Origin of the sequence: Chroococcidiopsis sp. TS-821, from assembly GCF_002939305.1 — a bacterium.
Lineage (GTDB): Bacteria > Cyanobacteriota > Cyanobacteriia > Cyanobacteriales > Chroococcidiopsidaceae > Chroogloeocystis.
Map to the genome: position 1 here is coordinate 1367369 of NZ_MVDI01000001.1, position 18651 is coordinate 1386019.

The window sequence follows — 18651 nt, forward strand, 5'->3', positions numbered from 1 at the left end:
TAGGTAATTGATAATTGGAAAGTAAGAATTTATATAGACCAATTACCCATTACCCACTACCACTAATCTCTATGTCATTTTGAATCTGCCACCTTTGTTTGGATCGGACCAATCACAAGCATATCCCTTTGTTTCTTTCACAAATTGATTCCAGGGAATAGGTTCAACAGCTGAATCAGTAGAATTCACAATTTCAAACATTCCATCACTTCTGACTTGACCAATACGGACAACTTTAGAAATATGATGGTTCGGATGCATTGTAACTGTACCTTGTGGAGCATCTAAGGTTTGTCCATAAGCTGCAGCACGTACCTTTGCTAAATCTTCAGCTGTACCTGCTTTTTCTACTGCTTGCTTCCACAAATAAACGGCGATGTAAGCAGCTTCCATCGGATCGTTTGTGACGCGGTTTTGTCCGTACTTCTGTCTAAAAGCTTGGACAAATCTTTGGTTTTCGGGAGTGTCTACTGTTTGGAAATAGTTCCACGCCGCGTAATGACCTTCAAGATAATCCGCACCAATAGCTCTGACTTCTTCTTCCGCAATACTCACAGACATCGAAGGATAGCGATCGGGTGTTAATCCCGCACCTTGTAGTTGTTTAAAGAATGCTACATTACTATCGCCATTCAAAGTGTTGTATATAACACCGCCATTGGGTAACGCTTGGCGGATTTTAGTAATAATCGGCGTGACTTCGGTGTTACCTAAGGGTAGATAATCTTCGCCGACAATTCTGCCGCCTTTTTCTGCGACTTGCGCTTTAATGATGGTGTTAGCAGTACGCGGAAAAACGTAATCTGATCCTACAAGGAAGAAATCGGTGCCTTTATTCTGCAATAACCAATCTACTGATGGCTCAATTTGCTGATTTGGTGCTGCACCTGTGTAAAAGATATTTTTAGAACATTCTTGTCCTTCATACTGCACTGGATACCAGAGCATGTGATCTCTTTGCTCGAACACAGGTAAAACATTCTTACGACTTGCCGAAGTCCAACACCCAAAAACTGTAACAACGCGGTCTTGGTCGATTAATTTAGTGGCTTTTTCTCTAAAAGTATCCCAGTTGGAAGCACCATCTTCTACAATCGCTTCAATGCGCCGACCAAGAACGCCACCAGCATTGTTAATTTCTTCAATCGCTAGCTGTTCTGCATCGACAACGCTTTGTTCGCTAATCGCCATTGTGCCACTGAGCGAGTGCAAAATTCCTACTTTGATCGTGTCTCCACCACTCGCAGTTGTTGTACTAGCTGGCGATGACGCATTTGTTGCAGTGTTAGTCGTTGTTTGATCGTTGGCACAAGCCTTTAAAAAAAGACTAGAACCAAAAGCTGCGGAACCATATACAAGAAATCTACGCCTATTAAATCTGCTTATCATTGGCTACTGAGTACTAATATCTGAGAGTGACATCTATCTAGAGACAAGTTTGTTATGTTAATGCCATACCAGTAGGCTTTTTGTATCTAAAAATACTAAAATTATTTGCTCCCGCTAACAAAAGCGCTTTAGCCTTGTCGTACAACTAGGTGCTGAATTTAAATATTTGTGATGAAATCGCTTTGTTATTGAAGTTGCATAATAAAAATCAATGAGGACACCTGTGAGGCTATAGTTATGTCGGAAGCAGCAAAATCTTCATCAATCGTTAGTGCTGTAGCGACACTCCTAGAAAATTATGCAGCAGGAAAACGAAATTTCAGTAACGCAAATCTAGCTAATGCTCAACTTCAAGGCGAGAACTTAAAAGGAGTTGATTTGAGTTATGCCGATTTGAGTCAGGCAAAGTTAAGTAACGCGAATCTTCGAGGTGCCGATCTAAGTTATGCTGACTTGAGCCAAGCAGATTTAACGGGCGCTGATTTAAGAGGCAGTTTACTCCTAGGAGCAAATCTCCGTCAAGCTGAACTGAAAAATGCAAAGTTAGAAGGCGCAGATTACGATCGCAATACGCATTTTCCTGAAAATTTTGACCCTGTAAGTGCGGGGATGCAGCAGAGATAATGGGTAGTTGGTAATGGGTAAATAGTAATTGGGGATGGAAGGTTACACATAGTTGTAAAATGCTTGTATGACATTAGCAGCAGATGCTGTCCAGCCAATGATTGCACCTTGGGCGCGGATCATTTCTAAGGTAGATTGTTTAAATTCTGGGAAGTAGCTTGCTGTTGCATCTTCAACAAGTAAGCATTCAAAGCCGCGATCGTTGGCTTCGCGCATTGTTGTTTGTACGCAGACTTCGGTAGTGACTCCAGTAATGATGAGGTGTGTAATGCCTTGTTTATGTAGATAAGATTCTAGATGAGTTTGGTAAAAAGCGCCCTTACCAGGTTTAGAAATAACGATTTCGCCTGCGATCGCTTGCAGTTGAGGAATTATCGCATTTCCTGGTTCACCTAAAATGAGTATGCGTCCCATGGGTCCTGGTTCGCCAATTTTTAATTTACCGTTTGTGCGACGCAACTTTGACGGCGGACAATCGGATAAATCTGGTTGATGTCCTTCAATGGTGTGAAATACGGGTAATTGAAGTTCGCGAAAGACTTCGAGTAAGCGCTTAACAGTAGGGATAATCGCGCTTAAGTGACTGATATCATTACCTAATGCTTCCCCAAATCCACCTGGTTCTAAAAAGTCGCGCTGCATATCGATAATTAACAATGCAACTTTCTGCAAATCTGATGGAAGTTCGTAATTGTAGGGTTGTGCTTTAATTAAGACCATAGCACTACAGGTTTTTCCCAAATTGCTAAGACAATACAGCCAGTTTCACTGGTAACAGTATGATTCGTTCCTGGTGGGTTGATGACTAAAGTTCCCGTTTGATGATTGCCATTGCGATCGCTTTGCGAACCGGATAGCACAAAAATATGTTCAAACCCAACGTGTTCGTGTTTCGGTACACTTGCACCAGGTTGATACCGTAATAGCGCCGCTGCTGAACCCTGTTCGCCGTCTTGATAAAAGCGATAAATATCGACTCCAGGGCGAAAAGGTTCCCAGAGTAAATCATCATGCCATGCAGCAATATTCAGTAAGTTTTTGAGTAGTAAGACTTGTTGCATTATAGGGGTGAGTGGTGAAGGGTGAGAGTGATGAACGCACTAGTAATTAATAACTTAGTGTCCTGCCATGCGTTGACCAATCGTGGTAATATCAGCATTAGCGATCGCACTTTCATAAACAAATTTGCCTTCGCTAATCACAACAATGCGATCGGCAAGGGTGAGAAGTTCGTCTAAATCTTCACTAACTAACAATACGGCAACACCGCGATTGCGGGCGGCGACGATTTGGGTGTGAATATATTCAACAGCAGCGAAATCTAGACCGAAACAAGGATTGGCAGCGATCAGTAAATTGATGCGATCGCTCGATAATTCGCGGGCTAATACAGTACGCTGGACGTTACCACCAGAAAGATTACCTATAGGTGCATCGACTGAAGGAGTTTTGATAGAAAAGCTACTGACTAAACCTTTAGCTGCTTCGCGCATTGCTTTGAGAACTAGCAACCAACCGAATAACGCTTGTGGCGGACGATCGAAGGTGCGTAAGGCGAGATTTTCTGCCACACTCATCTGCGGGACACACGCATTGCGTAAAGGTTCTTCGGGAAGCGCAAACACGCGATGACGCGACATTTCACTACGAGTTGCAGTATACGTTTCGCCGTTGACGAATATTTGCCCTGCTGTCGCCGGACGTTGACCTGCTAAGACTTCCACTAATTCGCGTTGACCATTACCAGAAACCCCTGCAATCCCGACAATTTCGCCACTGCGGACAGTTAAATTGACGCCATTGACAGCGGCTAAACCATTGTCTTTGTTGGCGTGAATGTTTTTGATTTCTAAAACTGGAGTTGTGGCAACTGATACTATCTTATCAAGCTGCTGCATTTCACGGCGTTCTCCTAGCATCATCATTGCCAAGTCTGCTAGTGACAAATCTTTGACCAAGCCATGACCCGCTTTCTTTCCTTTGCGCAGTACCGTCACTTCATCAACAAACGCCATGACTTCGCGGAATTTGTGGCTAATCATTAAGACACTCAAGTTTCCCGCTTGGACTTCGTTGCGGAGTAACCCTAAAACTTCATCAGCTTCCTGGGGAGTTAACACCGAGGTTGGTTCATCTAAAATCAGGATGCGACTTTGCAAATAGAGTTGCTTGAGAATTTCTAGCTTTTGTTTTTGCCCCGCCGCCAATTGCATTACTGGAGTATCAAGATCGACTTGAAACGGCGCGCTTTGCATAAAAGCTGTTAAATGTTCGTACTCTGCCTTCCAGTTGATTATGTTGCGATCGCTGTATCGCGACAACACTAAATTTTCGGCAACAGTCATGGCAGGTACGGAAGTAAAGTGTTGATATACCATGCCAATGCCGTATTTATGCGCATCGCGAGGGCTAGAGATGGTACGCGATCGCTTATCTATTAACACATCGCCTCGATCAGGAGTGTAGAAACCCATGATGCACTTAACTAGCGTACTTTTCCCCGCGCCATTTTCGCCTAAAAGTGCGTGAAACGTTCCTGGTTTGAGGTGTAGCGAAACATTATCCAGCGCTGTCATTGCGCCAAATCGCTTGGTCATATTCACCACTTCTAAATCGGGTGGTAAGCTAGATGTTTCGCTAATAATTCGTTGATTGGCAATTGTATCTGTCAATCCTGACATTGGTTTTCCTTAGTTCTAATAAGCCTCTGTTTGAACTCTCATAGGCGCGATCGCCTCGATAAACGCTTGCGAATCAGCAACCGCACCAAAGACCCCACCTTGCATTTTGATCATTTTTAGCGCCGCTAAGTAGTTACCGTAATCGGTTGCGCCTGTGCAGTCGGAGAGTAGCAAACATTCATAACCGCGATCGTTCGCATCGCGCATTGTTGTATGAACGCAGACATCGGTTGTAATTCCGGTAAGAATGATATTTTGAATGCCTTTGCGCTTTAAAATTAGGTCTAAATCGGTTGCGTAGAATGACCCTTTTCCTGGCTTATCAATAATCACTTCTCCCTGAAGCGGTGCAAGTTCGGGAATAATTTCCCAGCCTGGTTCGCCACGAACGAGAATTTTGCCACACGGTCCAGGATCGCCAATTCCCGCGCCAATTTGTTGCGATCGCCAGCGTTTATTTTCGGGTAAATCAGATAAATCTGGTCGATGTCCCTCGCGCGTGTGAATGATATGAAAGCCTTTTGCCCGTGCAACTTCTAAAACTTTACGAATAGGTTCAATCGGTGCGCGAGTCAACGACAAATCGTATCCCATGCGATCGACATAGCCGCCAATTCCGCAAAAATCCGTCTGCATATCAATAATTAGCAGTGCGGTATTCTCAGGACGCAAATCGCCATTAAAAGGATACGGATACGGATCAGCTTCAACAAAGTGTCCCATGATAAAGTTGGATTACGTGGTAGTGGGTAATGGGTAATAGGTAATAGGTAGAACAAAGCAATTATCAATTACCAGTTACCAATCAATTTGTCATTTCTTCTTTCAAAACTTCCCCTTGATAAGTGCGTGTTGGAGGCGGAAAACCGCAAGCAGTTCCGTCTTTGTGAATTACTTCATCTTCCCAAGGAAGGCGATAGCAGCCGTTAACCAAATCTTGCATATATGTATAGGGACAATCTTGCGCGCCGCCTTTGACTGCCACATAACCGCGATGTCCAAATTGATAAATATTATTTTCTACACCCCAGTGAATGCGGGCTTCGCGGACAAGATCGGGGCGTACCTCAGCAGTGATAATTTCGTCAGGGCGATCGCTGCCCATTACCAAAGGCGTACCGTCAAAATTGACAAACATACCTTCGCCCATCGAGTCAAACGTGCCATCGCTACCGCACATACACACTGAAGCGGTGTACATTAGGTTGCAAAAGGCATTTGCTTGGTTGGTTATTCGCCAGCTATGCCGAATCGGTGCAGTATAACCCGCAGTGCGGATCGTGATTTCTGCACCTTTGTAGGCACATTCGCGTGCCATTTCGGGGAACATACCATCGTGACAAATGATAAGGGCGATTGTGCTGCCGTTAGGACCTGCGCATACTGGAATGCCTAGATTGCCTGGTTCCCATGGTTCGACAGGTATCCACGGATGTAGTTTGCGGTAATAAAGCTTTAATTCTCCTGTATCATCAATAATGATACCGCTATTGTAGGGATTTCCGTGCGGATTGTACTCCATGATTGAAAAACAGCCCCAAATGCGGTGATCTCGACAAGCTTTTTGAAATGCAGTTACTTCCGGTCCATCCAAACGGCACATAATTTCCGGATTTGTATCCATTGATAAGCCGTGAAGTGAATATTCCGGAAACACCACCAAATCCATCGAGGGTAAATTGCGGCGGGCTTTGGCGACCATCTGGCAAATGCGATCGCACTGTGCGGTTAAATCATCAGGAGTTACAACGTTAGGAAGTTGTAGCTGCACAAGACCGATAACGACTCCGTTAGGCGATTTATTGAGTCCACCGAGTCCGCTCATAAAACATCTCCTTTATTTGCAATGTAGTTGCGCCAACCACCCCAAGAGGTAATTTCGCGCTGGTTTTCACAGAGAATTGGTTCGCCTAAAACGCCGAGAACTTCGCTACCGTCTTCTAGGGCGACTTTACCAATGCAAAGTCCTGGCGGTTCTTGGAGTAAAACTTGTACGAGTCCGCTGGGGGGAATTTGCCAAATTTCAAGAGCGATCGCACTTCCGCCATTAGCGACACGCAGCATCGCAGGATGTTTGTCGTTGATTGACCAGAGGCGATACACTGGTGCGGTTTTGGCTTCGCGCACAAAGGTGGCGTTGACCGCAAGGAGATTAGGATTGAGTTCTAAGCCGCGCATTAATGTGCCGTTGACAGCGAGAAGTAAGTGTTGCATTTTAGAAGACGCAGAGGGGCAGAGGAAGCAGAGGAAGCAGAGGAAGCAGAGGAAGCAGAGGAAGCAGAGGAGTATTAAGTTAAGAAAATTTTTATAATAAATGCCTCCAGCACGCTTACGCGAACAAAATTCAAAATTCAAAACTAACTACTGTCCTAACGCTCCTGGTGCGCCGTTGAGGGTGCGTTTTGGGGAACAAGTGAGAATCATGATGAGGAGAGTGAGAATATAGGGGGAGGCGTTAAAGAGATAGTAGTAGGAATCGATACCAACGGATTGTAGTGCAGGTCCGATCGCTTGTGCGCCACCGAACAGGAGAGAGGCGTATAAGCACTGCATTGGTTGCCAACGGGCGAAGATCACAAGTGCGACTGCCATTAAACCTTGACCGCCGGAAATACGTTCGTTCCAGCTACCAGGGTAGTAAAGCGATAAATAAGCACCGCCGATTCCGGCAAGAAAGCTACCGGCGATAATGCATAGCATTCGGACTTTGAAAATAGAGATACCCATTGCTTTGGCAGCATCAGGACTATCACCCACCGCGCGGATATAGAGTCCCCAACGTGTGGAACGAAAGAACCATTGCATCAAAGGTGCGATCGCAACTCCAATCAGAAACAATGGACTAATCTGCAATGCAGATTGAACTTGCGGTAAATTACTCCACGTGCCAAATGGCAGTGCGGGAAGTGCAGGTGCAGCAGGTTGAATGAAAGGTTTACCTAAGAAGAAAGCAATTCCACTACCAAAGATAATCATCGCGATTCCGACTGCGACATCATTGACTCTAGGTTGCTGCGATAGCCAACCGTGAATCACGCCTAGTATCATTCCGGCGACTCCTGCTGTTATGACACCTAACCACGGCGAACCTGTGAGATATGAAATTGCATATGCACTCATCGCGCCTGTCAGCAGCGTTCCTTCGAGTCCTAAGTTGATTTTGCCGCTTTTTTCGGTAAGACATTCACCTAAACTCACAAAGAGAAATGGGGCGCTACCGCGTAGTGTTCCGGCGGCGATCGCTAGGGGAACTCCCCACCAGCCTAATGCTTGAGTTTCCACCATAACTAATTCGTAATTGAAAGCAGAGACAATTTCGTTGCGGAGAATTGGTATTCCAACGTTACACAGTGACCTGTGACCTGTGACCTGTGACCTGTGACCCCATCTTGAAAAACCTACCGTAGAGCGATTCGCTAAAGAGAACCACCAGGAATACTAAACCTTGAAAAACAAGAACTGTGGCATCAGGAAGATCGTGCGATCGCTGTAAACTTCCCCCACTTGCTAAAATCCCACCGAGTAAAATCGCGACCAAGGTTGCGGCTAAGGGGTTATGTCGGGCAATAAAGGCAACTAAAATACCGCTGTAGCCGTAATTTGCGTTTAAAGATTCATTCGCGCGTCCGTGAACTGCAGCAACTTCTACCATACCGGCTAATCCTGCACAAGAACCGGCTAAAAAGCAGATCGTCATTGTCAGTTTACCGACAGGAAGACCCGCAATCCGCGCCGCGCGGATATTTCCCCCCGCAACCCGCGCCGCAAAACCAAACGTTGTGCGTTGAATTAGGAAATAAGCAATAACACACGCAACAAGTCCGTAAATTAAACCATAGTGAACGCGAGTTCCTGGAATGTCCCCCAACATATTGATTTCTGCGATCGGGTAACTTGAAGGTTTATTCAGCGAACTCGGATCGCGCATAGGTCCGCCGACAAGATGATTAAGGAGCGCGATCGCAATATAATTCAATAGCAAGCTACTAATCGTTTCATTCACGCCGCGATAGTGTCGTAACGCACCTACAGCCCCAATCCACAATCCACCACAAACAATTGCGGCGATCGCCATCGCAATTTGGACAACAGTCGGCGGCGCAGTTGATAAGGTTAATCCAGCAACAACCGCCCCCAAACCACCAACCACAATTGCGCCTTCGTTACCAATAATGATTAATCCTAAACGCGCAGGAAGTGCAGTACACAACGAACTTAACATCAAAGGTGCAGCGCGTAGTAACGTATTTTGAAACGCCCGCCAACTACCAAATGCTGAGCGATAAATTGACGCATAAACACCAAAAGGATCAGCCCCAGCAAACGCACAAAAAATGCCGAACAGTAGCAACGAAAACAGTAATGCGGCTAGTGGTATGCAGATTGCTTCGAGGGTGCTACGCCATTTGTGATGGTACATAATTTTGGTAACTGGTAATTGGTGATTGGTAATTGAAAATGAGTGAGAAAAAAATCCTAAAATCGATACTGGTTAGTAGTTCTATCCCATTACCCATTACCGATTACCGATTTGCTAACTACTCACATTCCCCACAACACCTGAAACCAACCAATTCATTCTTTCCAATTCTCGATCTTGCTGCTGAATGGCTTTGCCAGCCGGAATAACGACTCTTCCAGTGTTGTCTTTCAATTCTCCTCGGTAAACAATCATCTCACCATCCATAAATTCAGCTTTAACAGCATCCGCGCTTTGTCTAGCATCTGCACTCACAGCCGCACCATAAGGTGATAACTTCAAAAAACCATCTCGCAATCCACCACGTACAAGATGAGGAATTCCACCATTCATGAGAGTTTTACCTTCACGAATCATCTCTACGTAGTTTGTGTAAACTTGTGTCCAATCCCATTCAGCACCCGTAAGATATCCTTGAGGCGCTAATTCAGCTTGATTGGCGTGGTAACCGCTACAAAAAATTCCGCGCTTCTCGGCGGTTTCCATCACCACTTTCGGACTGTCTACATGACAAGTTACAACGTCAATGCCTTGATCTGCCATACTGTTAGTTGCTTCCGCTTCTCTAACAGGTAGCGCCCAGTCGCCTGTAAAAATAACTTGCGTCGTTATTTCTGGATTGACACTACGCGCTCCTAAGGTAAAACTATTGATATTACGTAAGACTTGGGGGATAGGTTTTGCCGCGATAAAGCCTAATCTTTGCGTTCGCGAAGTGTGTCCAGCAACAACACCAGCAACATACTGCGCTTCATCAATGTAACCAAAGTAACTGCCTACATTATTGGGATGTACGCCTTCTTGGTAAAGTCCACCGCAGTGAAAAAACTGGACTTCAGGATATTCTTGGGCAATTTTAAGAATATGCGGGTCGTAATAGCCAAAAGATGTAGGAAACAAAACAGTTGCGCCATCTTCCTCGATCATATTCCGCATAGATTCTTCTACAGCGGTTGTTTCAGGAACATTGGCTTCATCAACTACTCTGACACCTGGGAGTTTAGCAATTCCTGCTGCACCTTCTGCATGCGCTTGATTGTAGCCGTAGTCATCTTTAGGACCAACGTAAATAAAACCAATTACAAGCGGATTATCTCCACCACCCGCAGTAGTCGCTTGCGTTTCTTGAGTGGAGGATGCACAGCCACCTAACTTAGTAGTGACACCAAATGCAGTTGTTGCTAAAAGCCCACGAACAACTTGACGACGAGATAAATAAATTCTTTTACTCACTCTAACTCTCCTTCATGCAAGGATCGCTGCGGAAAATTGCTTTCTTTGTTAAGTGAGCTTATCAATGTTACTCAATGATGAAAATGCAAAAAAGTTCGCTAAAGGTGCGTTAAAAGTGCGAGGAATGTTGTCCAAGTAACAAAGAGCAAGTCAAGAAAACCCTAAAATCTGCATTGATGAAGTTGCTGTAAGTATTGCCAAGGATAGATGCTAGCAATTTAGAGGGTGTAGGCAGAAAGCAGATTCCACAACCAACCGTTTAAGGACTTCAACCCAGCTAGAAACACTATACCTGCATATTCAACAAATTAAAACTGCATCAAAAATTACTTTCTCTTTAGTGTTCTTAGTGGTTCGTTTTTTCATAATTTTGCGTAATGAACAGTGAAGAAGCACTAGCGATTGTCGAAACTTTAGCTGAAGAACCTTTGAGTAAGCTGCAAGCCTCTGTATTTCGTTATGCATGGGAAGAACAACCATATCAAGAAATTGCCAAACAACTCGGTTACGAAGTTGGTTATCTCAAGCAAACAGGTTCGCAGTTATGGCAAGTTCTCAGTCGCGCTTGTGGAGAAAAAGTTTCTAAAAGTAACGTGCAGTTAGTTCTCAAGCGCAAAGCCAGAGAGTTGACTGATGAAGCTGTCGGCGGTTCAATGCTAAATTGCAAATGCGATTGGGGTAACGCTCCTGACGTATCAGTTTTTTATGGTAGAAGTGCAGAATTAGCAACACTCAAACAATGGATAATCCGCGATCGCTGTCGTTGGATTGGTTTGTATGGAATGGGTGGAATTGGCAAAACTTGTCTCGCAGTCAAGTTAGCGCGTGAAATTCAAAATCATTTTGAGTACATCATCTGGCGCAGTTTGCGGAATGCACCACCGATTTTGGACTTGTTAGCAGATTTAATACAATTTTTGTCGCAACAACGCGAAACAGATTTACCGAATACGCTTGATGGTTGCATTTTACGTTTATTGCACTACTTACGCGCGCATCGCTGTTTACTAATTCTCGATAATGGCGAGACAGTTCTGCGATCGCCTTCTAATCATGATGAAGGATACACTCACTTATTCAAATCTATTGCCCAAACTCATCATCAAAGTACGCTAGTTTTCACAAGTCGCGAAAAGCCAAGCCCAATTGCAGTGGAAGAAGGCAAAAATTTGCCCGCGCGATCGCTACGACTTTCAGGATTAAATGAAAGTGCCATAAAAAAAATCTTTGACACCAAAGGCTCTTTTACCGCGTCGCATTTCGAATGGAAGCTATTAGTTGACCATTATGCAGGTAATCCTTTAGCTTTAAAAATTGTTGCGGCGGGTATTCAGAATTTTTTTGATAGTAATATCAGTAACTTTTTAGAATTTCTACCTCAAGGGACTATCGTTTTCGGCGACATTCGAGATTTACTAGCTAGTCAAATTCATCATCTCCCAGAATTAGAACAACATATTTTGTATTGGTTAGCAATTAATCGAGAACCGATCGCTTTATCTGAACTAAAAACAGATATCATTCCACAAAGATCGCTAGGTGAATTATTAGATGCGATTGCGGCTTTAGAAAGAAAGTGTCTCATTGAGAAAGTTGCACCTACACCGAGTGAAAACGGTCGGTTTACGTTACAACCCGTGGTTATGGAGTATGTTAACGATCGCTTAATTCATCAAATTTATGAAGAAATTAATCGTCAAACTATACATTTATTTAATTCGCACGCGCTGATTAAAGCAACGGCTAAAGATTACCTCCGCGAAACCCAAAAACGTTTGATACTCCAGCCAATTATAGATAAATTAATTCATAATAGTAGTCAAGCTAAATTAGAAACAAAACTTCAACAAATTCTCTGCGAGTTGCGTAACAAACCGCAACCGGTAGCTGGGTACGCAGGTGGAAATATACTCAATATACTTTGCTATCTCCAAACTAATCTAAGCAGTTGGGATTTTTCATACATCAGTATTTGGCAAGCTTATCTATGTTGCAGCAATTTACAACAAGTGAATTTCACCTCAGCAAACTTTGCTAAATCTGTTTTTACTGATACTTTTAGTCAAGTTTTATCGGTTGCGTTTAGTCCTGATGGTAAGTTACTTGCAACAGGCGATGTCAACCATGAGATTCACGTCTGGCAAGTTACTGATGGAAAACAGATACTTACTTGCAAAGTCGATGCAGGTTGGTTGTGGTGTGTCGCTTTTAGCCCCAATGGTCGAATGCTTGCAAGTAGCGCCAATTGTACCGTGAATTTGTGGGATATCCACACAGGAGAATGCATTCAATCATTTCCAGGGTACACCGATCGCGTGTTCTCAGTTGCGTTTAGTCCTGACGGTCGAATGCTTGCTAGTGGTAGTGAAGATCGCTTAGTACGAGTTTGGGATATCAAAACTGGTGAGTTATTGCATACTTTTGCTGGACATACAGATGAAGTGCGTTCAGTTGCTTTTGCACCACAACATTATGCGCATAGTCGTCAAGGAATGCTATTAGCAAGTGGTAGTTTTGACGGAACAGTGCGCGTTTGGAATTTGGACACAGGTGAGTGTTTAGAACTTGCAGAACATCAACACAAAGTATGGTCTGTTGCGTTTAGTCCTGATGGTAGTATCATTGCAAGTAGCAGCAGCGATCGCACAATTAAACTTTGGGATGTTCGCACAGGAACGAGTATCAGCACTCTAACAGCACACTCGCAGCAAATTCGCACCGTTGCGTTTAGTGGTGATGGACAGACGCTAGCTAGTGGCAGTGACGATCAATCGGTCAGGATATGGAACTATCATACAGGTGAGGTTTTAAGAGTTCTCAAAGGACATACGAGTTGGATATCTGCAGTTGCATTTAGTCCCAATAATTATCTATTGGCTAGCAGCAGTGAAGACCAATCTGTGCGTTTGTGGGATAGCCGCAATAACTTCTGTCTGAAGACTTTGCAAGGGCATAGTAATGGCGTTTGGTGCGTTGCTTTTAGTCCCGATGGTACGCAGCTTGCGAGTGGTTCTCAGGATCGCTCGATCCGCTTCTGGAATACAACAACAGGCGAGCATTTGGGTAGCTTACAAGGACACGCTAGCTGGATTTGGTCGGTAGCTTTTCATCCTGAAGGCAATATTTTGGCAAGTGGTAGCGAAGACCGCACAATTAAATTATGGGATACTCGTACGCGACAACATTTAACAACGCTCAAAGGACACGCGGATGCAGTGTTTGCCGTTATATTTAGCCCTGATGGTAAAACACTGTTTAGCGGTAGTCTTGACGGAACGATTAGACTTTGGAACATACAACAACAAACGTGTCAGCCTTGGCAAGGACATCGCGGTGGTGTTTGGTCAATTGCTTTAAGCTTAGATGGAACGCTACTCGCAAGTGGTAGCCAAGATCAAACGGTCAAAATTTGGGATGTCAAAACAGGTTGCTGCATCAAAACGTTGTTTGGACATACGAGTTGGATTCGTGCGTGTGCCATAAGTTGCGATCGCCAATATCTTGTCAGTGGTAGTGCAGATGGAATGATTAAAGTTTGGCAAATTGAGACAGGGCAATGCCTCCAAACGCTACAAGCACATCAAGGACCAGTATTATCAATTGTTTTTGATCCAGATGGAAAGCATTTTGCAACGTGTGGGACTGATACATTAATAAAACTCTGGCAATGGCAACCTGTTTGTAATCTTTCAATGACACTACACGGACACAATAAATGGGTTAGGTTTTTAGCTTATAACTCAGATGGACTGCTTGCAAGTTGTAGTCAAGACGAAACGATCAGACTATGGAATTTTAATGGCGATCGCCATCTCACTCACAGAACACTACAAGTTCCTAGACCCTACGAGGGCATGAATATTACTGATGCTCAAGGTTTAACAGAAGCAACTACAAACACGCTAAAAATACTAGGTGCTGTTGATTTTAGTACTACGACAAATTAGACTCAAGATTATATTCTATCTATCCAATCTTCTCCACCAGGAAGCTGACTTAAATTCTCGTTAATGACTTTAGATAACTCTTTTTGTGAGTAATCGTATGTCAGTAACGCCAACTTACATGCATCTGCTATGATCTGCTTTTAATCAACAATTGTGGCAAGCTGGGAAGGACTATAATTTTCTTCCATGACTTCTTCAATAGCAAGGTAAATGGCTTCTTCAAATTCATCTTCAAATTCATCTTCTAGTATGGACTCTACTCATCATGCTTAACGTAATACGAAGTTTTATTATCTTGTAGATTTAACTTTCTAATTTCTCTAATTGAGCTACGAATTGAATTTGCCTAAAAGTTAGTTAAGCGTTGTTCTACCTGATTCTTTATTAAATAAATTAGTAACTGTAGCAGAAATGATTGAATATTACGCAGAATTGCTTGTCTATTCATTTTCTCAAGCTCATCGACAATCGCCAAAGTATCTGCGTAGCGTCCTTCTAAAAAACTCTTTCTAAGGTTCATAAGTTCCTGCGTCATTTAGCAATAGCTATTACTTGCTCGTCAAAGAATTTTCATTTTATTTCGTTTTACCTTGGGGAATTCATTTGCTGCGAAACAAACTCTGTCGGCTGTGGAATACAGGTAATACCATTTCACTAAATGCGAACTACAATTAATTTCTCCTGAAGCACCCCTACTCCCCTGCTTTCTCTGCTTGTAGAAACTTTAAAGCGAAACAGTGTGAGGTACGCTTTACCCGCTCAAATCTCTTAAATTCAGTCGAAGAGTATCTTGTTATGGCTTTTATTATTATAATATAACTATGATATCATATTAATAACATTTATTCCATAGAGGAAATTCATGGAACCGATAAGAGAAGTTCCGGCGTTTAAGGTTATTTGTTGTCTTGGACGTAGTTTTAGCCTTAGCGATACCGTTACCCTTATGATGCTCCTGATGAAACTGCAATTCCTTCTTTGCACTGCAAATGCGTTTAAAGGTGACAGGAGTTGAAGTATTAGAAGCAAGACTATCACATCTAGCCTATACTCCTGAAATCGTGCAAATGATGCTGCGTTGCCAACAAGCCAGCGCAATTCTTGATGCCCGCAGACAATTAGTCGAAGGTGCAGTAGGAATGGTGAATGAAGCCCTCAAGCGATTGAGGGAACAGCAAATTATAGAAGTAGATGAAGAACGCAAAGCGAGTACGATCAACAATTTACTCGTTGTTTTAACCTCGGATCAAAATGCTCAACCTGTAGTGAATCACTGGTAGTTTGTATACATGAGCCAGAAGAAAAGGTTTTTACTGCGACTAGACCACAGGCTTTATGAGGTCATGGAAAAATGGTCTGCGGACGAGCTAAGAAGTGTCAACGCTCAGATCGAGTATCTGCTGACAGAAGCAGCACGTAAGGCAGGGAGATGGCCAGAAAGCAAACAGCGTAAATATAATAATTCTCAAGAGGAAGAAGGCAATTAAGCCTTTTTTCTTTTTTTGTTGTGTTTTTGTCGATAATACAGGGTATACTTATTTAAGAATTCTTCTCAATTGCTTTGGACGACGAGTAAAAAAATTTACTACTTAAATTAATAGTTAAACCTTGTAAAGGCAATCCAGAATATGGGGTATCAACCTACACTTAAAGCCACAAGACGCGCTACGCTAGCCTGTATAGCCACTGATAGCAGTAGTTAGAGTCCGGCAAAATTGTGAAATTATCTTCGTCACGCAGAATAATACAATTGATAAAGATATATTGTTAAACTTAGTAACAAAGCTGAAAACACTGGGGTATTGTAACGGCTATGGGTCGAATTGGGGTACTATTACTCAATCTAGGTGGACCGGATCAATTAGAAGATGTCGGACCGTTTCTGTATAACTTATTTTCTGACCCAGAAATTATCCGCCTTCCGTTTCCTTGGTTACAAAAACCCCTAGCTTGGTTTATTTCGACTCGGCGTACGAAACAATCGCAAGAGAATTACCGCCAAATTGGAGGTGGTTCGCCGCTACGTCAGATCACCGAAGAACAAGCCGCAGCGCTGGAAGGACAGCTACGCAAAAAAGGGCATGAAGCAAAAGTATATATCGGGATGCGTTATTGGCATCCATTTACAGAAGAAGCGATCGCCCGTATCAAACGCGATAACATCGAGCGCTTAGTGATTTTACCTTTGTACCCGCAATTCTCAATCAGTACCAGTGGTTCCAGCTTCCGGTTACTGCAAAGACTGTGGCAAGAAGATCCGAAACTTGAAAAAATTGAATACACCGTAATTCCTTCTTGGTATAAGCAGCCAAGCTATTTGCAAGCAATGGCGCAGTTAATCGCACAAGAACTCGACAAGTTTCCTAACCCTGACGCAGTTCACATCTTTTTCAGTGCGCATGGCGTACCCAAAAGCTACGTTGAAGAAGCAGGCGATCCATATCAACAGGAAATTGAAGAGTGTACTGAATTAATCATGCAGACGCTCAATCGACCTAATGCTCATACGCTAGCCTATCAAAGTCGCGTTGGTCCTGTAGAGTGGTTGCAACCTTATACTGAAGATGCACTCAAAGAACTTGGTGCACAAGGGGTAGAAAATATTGCAGTTGTTCCAATTAGTTTTGTTTCCGAACACATCGAGACACTGCAAGAAATTGATATTGAATACCGCGAAGTAGCAGAAGAAGCAGGAATTCACCACTTCCGCCGCGTTCCCGCGCTGAATACGCACCCAGTCTTTATTCAAGCGATGGTTGACTTGGTAGAAGAAGCAGTGAAAAGTCCTAGCCTGAAGCTGTCACAAGTGACTCAGATGAAGAAAAAAGTCAGAATGTACCCGCAAGAACGCTGGGAGTGGGGTATGACGACGACAGCCGAAGTATGGAACGGACGCTTGGCGATGTTAGGCTTTTTAGCGTTAGTTATTGAGTTAATTACAGGACGCGGGTTACTACATCTAGTTGGGATTCTATAAGACTTTGTGTTGGATCGCTAACATTAGAGCTATTTCATTCTCAGCAGATAGTTGACAAGCAAGTCAGCTGAGATTCAACCAGTTAATACTGTTCAAGCACAATGCTTGCTATTAAATAGCTTGCCAACTGCATCATCCAGCCTCTGTGTCTAGCCCTGTTTGCTTTGGCAATAGGCTAACAGGGTGTCAAGGATTTCTAGCAATTGGTGAGATCTATTCGGTTCCTAGCTTGATTTTGGCATCCTCTAAGGTCGAACACAAGAGCATAGAAGAAAGACCACAGCTTGAATGGTGGGTTTAATTCGTTAGTGATTCGTAGATTTAAAAATCAAATATCCAAAGGACTGCGAACAGCCTTACCACCACGGTTAAGAACATAGGTATAAATCATCGTTGTTTTAACATCCTTGTGTCCGAGTAATTCCTGTACCGTGCGAATGTCATAGCCATTTTGTAGTAAATGGGTAGCAAAACTGTGACGAAACGCATGACAACCCACCTTTTTTTGAATACCAGCTTGACGAACTGCTTGTTTTAATGCTTTTTGTAAACTACTCTCATGTAAATGATGGCGACGAACTTCGCCACTATGGGGATCTTTGGAGATGCTACCGGAAGGAAAAACAAACTGCCAAATCCAATCGTATTTTGCCCGCACATACTTTCTCTCTAGCGCGAAAGGCAAATAAACTGAACCGTAGCCTTTTTCTAAATCTTGGTTATGAAGAATTTTGACACTTTGTAAATGATTTTTCAGTTCTTCAGTAATGCTTTCGGGTAATATTGTCACCCGACTTTCATTTTTCTTGGTATGGCGCACGGTAATTTTGTTCTGAGCAAAATCAACATCTTTAACACGCAAGTTTAAACTTCACTTAAGCGTAAACCAGTACCGTAAAGCAACTTAATTAAAAGTTGGTGTACGCCGGACATTTGTTGAATAATTGAAACAACTTCATCTTTTGTTAAGACAGTTGGTAAATGTTTAGATTTTTTAGCCTGTATTGTATCTACTTTTAAATCTAAATCTTGTTTTAATACTTCTTTGTAGAGAAATAAAACAGCGTGAAGTACTTGTTTTACTTTGATGCAACGACATTTTTGTTGACCGCAAGATGGGGTAAAAATGCTTCAATTTCTGCACTTCCCATTTCCTTAGGATGACGCTTATCATGAAAAAAATATAACGTCTAATCCAGTAAATATAAGTCTTCTCTGTTTGACAAGAATTTTGACAAGAATAGTGCTTAAACATAATAAAATCGTGCACTTATTCGAGTAGTTTCTTTGGGCGTTGCTCCATCAGTATTATATAGAAAA

Annotated in this window: 14 protein-coding genes and 3 pseudogenes; 5 read left to right on the forward strand and 12 right to left on the reverse strand. The window is 43.1% G+C overall.

Features of this window, described 5'->3' with window-relative positions; all coding sequences use genetic code 11:
• Positions 1-69: 69 nt before the first annotated feature.
• The gene (gene urtA / locus B1A85_RS06195) at positions 70-1389 is read right to left on the reverse strand and encodes an urea ABC transporter substrate-binding protein (protein WP_104546000.1); all 1320 of its coding nucleotides are present in this window, start codon (positions 1387-1389) and stop codon (positions 70-72) included.
• A 237-nt stretch (positions 1390-1626) separates the two neighbouring features.
• On the opposite strand from urtA, the gene B1A85_RS06200 reads away from it, so the two are divergent.
• On the forward strand, positions 1627-2013 hold the full coding sequence (locus tag B1A85_RS06200) for a pentapeptide repeat-containing protein (protein WP_104546001.1): 387 nt from the start codon (positions 1627-1629) through the stop codon (positions 2011-2013).
• Positions 2014-2055: 42 nt separating this feature from the next.
• Here the strand turns inward: B1A85_RS06200 and B1A85_RS06205 are convergent, their stop codons facing one another.
• From B1A85_RS06205 to B1A85_RS06245, 9 genes are all read right to left on the reverse strand, one after another.
• Positions 2056-2733, reverse strand: coding sequence for a cysteine hydrolase family protein (locus tag B1A85_RS06205; protein ID WP_104546002.1), 678 nt, complete (start codon positions 2731-2733; stop codon positions 2056-2058).
• On the reverse strand, positions 2724-3074 hold the full coding sequence (locus B1A85_RS06210) for a cupin domain-containing protein (protein WP_104546003.1): 351 nt from the start codon (positions 3072-3074) through the stop codon (positions 2724-2726). Before B1A85_RS06210 ends, B1A85_RS06205 begins: the two co-directional genes overlap by 10 nt.
• A 54-nt stretch (positions 3075-3128) precedes the next feature.
• Positions 3129-4694 (reverse strand): ABC transporter ATP-binding protein, encoded by a 1566-nt coding sequence (locus B1A85_RS06215; protein ID WP_104546004.1) that lies wholly within the window; start codon positions 4692-4694, stop codon positions 3129-3131.
• A gap of 15 nt (positions 4695-4709) precedes the next feature.
• Positions 4710-5417, reverse strand: coding sequence for a cysteine hydrolase family protein (locus tag B1A85_RS06220; RefSeq protein WP_104546005.1), 708 nt, complete (start codon positions 5415-5417; stop codon positions 4710-4712).
• Positions 5418-5499: 82 nt separating this feature from the next.
• Positions 5500-6519 carry a formamidase gene (locus tag B1A85_RS06225; protein WP_104546006.1) on the reverse strand — a complete coding sequence of 340 codons (1020 nt, stop codon included), beginning with the start codon at positions 6517-6519 and terminating at the stop codon, positions 5500-5502.
• Complete coding sequence (locus B1A85_RS06230; protein WP_104546007.1) at positions 6516-6908, reverse strand: glutamyl-tRNA amidotransferase; 393 nt, start codon at positions 6906-6908, stop codon at positions 6516-6518. The genes B1A85_RS06225 and B1A85_RS06230 overlap by 4 nt, the downstream gene beginning before the upstream one ends.
• Before the next feature lie 147 nt (positions 6909-7055).
• Entirely contained in the window at positions 7056-7976 is a 921-nt protein-coding gene (locus B1A85_RS06235; RefSeq protein WP_104546319.1) for an ABC transporter permease, read from the reverse strand.
• Positions 7977-8037: 61 nt separating this feature from the next.
• Entirely contained in the window at positions 8038-9114 is a 1077-nt protein-coding gene (locus B1A85_RS06240; protein WP_104546008.1) for an ABC transporter permease, read from the reverse strand.
• 114 nt (positions 9115-9228) lie between these two features.
• Positions 9229-10407, reverse strand: a complete 1179-nt coding sequence (locus tag B1A85_RS06245; RefSeq protein WP_104546009.1) for a BMP family ABC transporter substrate-binding protein — start codon at positions 10405-10407, stop codon at positions 9229-9231.
• Positions 10408-10784: 377 nt separating this feature from the next.
• On the opposite strand from B1A85_RS06245, the gene B1A85_RS06250 reads away from it, so the two are divergent.
• Positions 10785-14354, forward strand: coding sequence for an NB-ARC domain-containing protein (locus tag B1A85_RS06250; protein WP_104546010.1), 3570 nt, complete (start codon positions 10785-10787; stop codon positions 14352-14354).
• An 8-nt stretch (positions 14355-14362) separates the two neighbouring features.
• Here B1A85_RS06250 and B1A85_RS25965 read toward each other — a convergent pair.
• Positions 14363-14889 (reverse strand): annotated as a pseudogene (locus B1A85_RS25965) (hypothetical protein).
• Between the two features lie 401 nt (positions 14890-15290).
• Between B1A85_RS25965 and B1A85_RS06260 the strand changes: the two are divergent.
• From B1A85_RS06260 to hemH, 3 genes and pseudogenes are all read left to right on the forward strand, one after another.
• A pseudogene (locus B1A85_RS06260) lies at positions 15291-15647 on the forward strand (SPFH domain-containing protein); the annotation flags it as partial.
• Entirely contained in the window at positions 15644-15841 is a 198-nt protein-coding gene (locus B1A85_RS06265) for a hypothetical protein (protein WP_104546011.1), read from the forward strand. The pseudogene B1A85_RS06260 and the gene B1A85_RS06265, both read left to right, overlap by 4 nt.
• Positions 15842-16167: 326 nt before the next feature.
• Positions 16168-17331 carry a ferrochelatase gene (gene hemH, locus B1A85_RS06270; RefSeq protein ID WP_104546012.1) on the forward strand — a complete coding sequence of 388 codons (1164 nt, stop codon included), beginning with the start codon at positions 16168-16170 and terminating at the stop codon, positions 17329-17331.
• Positions 17332-17659: 328 nt separating this feature from the next.
• On the opposite strand, the pseudogene B1A85_RS25970 reads toward hemH, so the two are convergent.
• Positions 17660-18586: pseudogene (locus tag B1A85_RS25970) on the reverse strand (integron integrase).
• Between the last annotated feature and the right edge of the window lie 65 nt (positions 18587-18651).

Coding starts and splice junctions, on each gene's coding strand:
- urtA (WP_104546000.1), bottom strand. CDS start 1,389: ATGATAAGCAGATTTAATAGGCGTAGATTTCTTGTATATGGTTCCGCA.
- B1A85_RS06200 (WP_104546001.1), top strand. CDS start 1,627: ATGTCGGAAGCAGCAAAATCTTCATCAATCGTTAGTGCTGTAGCGACA.
- B1A85_RS06205 (WP_104546002.1), bottom strand. CDS start 2,733: ATGGTCTTAATTAAAGCACAACCCTACAATTACGAACTTCCATCAGAT.
- B1A85_RS06210 (WP_104546003.1), bottom strand. CDS start 3,074: ATGCAACAAGTCTTACTACTCAAAAACTTACTGAATATTGCTGCATGG.
- B1A85_RS06215 (WP_104546004.1), bottom strand. CDS start 4,694: ATGTCAGGATTGACAGATACAATTGCCAATCAACGAATTATTAGCGAA.
- B1A85_RS06220 (WP_104546005.1), bottom strand. CDS start 5,417: ATGGGACACTTTGTTGAAGCTGATCCGTATCCGTATCCTTTTAATGGC.
- B1A85_RS06225 (WP_104546006.1), bottom strand. CDS start 6,519: ATGAGCGGACTCGGTGGACTCAATAAATCGCCTAACGGAGTCGTTATC.
- B1A85_RS06230 (WP_104546007.1), bottom strand. CDS start 6,908: ATGCAACACTTACTTCTCGCTGTCAACGGCACATTAATGCGCGGCTTA.
- B1A85_RS06240 (WP_104546008.1), bottom strand. CDS start 9,114: ATGTACCATCACAAATGGCGTAGCACCCTCGAAGCAATCTGCATACCA.
- B1A85_RS06250 (WP_104546010.1), top strand. CDS start 10,785: ATGAACAGTGAAGAAGCACTAGCGATTGTCGAAACTTTAGCTGAAGAA.
- B1A85_RS06265 (WP_104546011.1), top strand. CDS start 15,644: ATGAGCCAGAAGAAAAGGTTTTTACTGCGACTAGACCACAGGCTTTAT.
- hemH (WP_104546012.1), top strand. CDS start 16,168: ATGGGTCGAATTGGGGTACTATTACTCAATCTAGGTGGACCGGATCAA.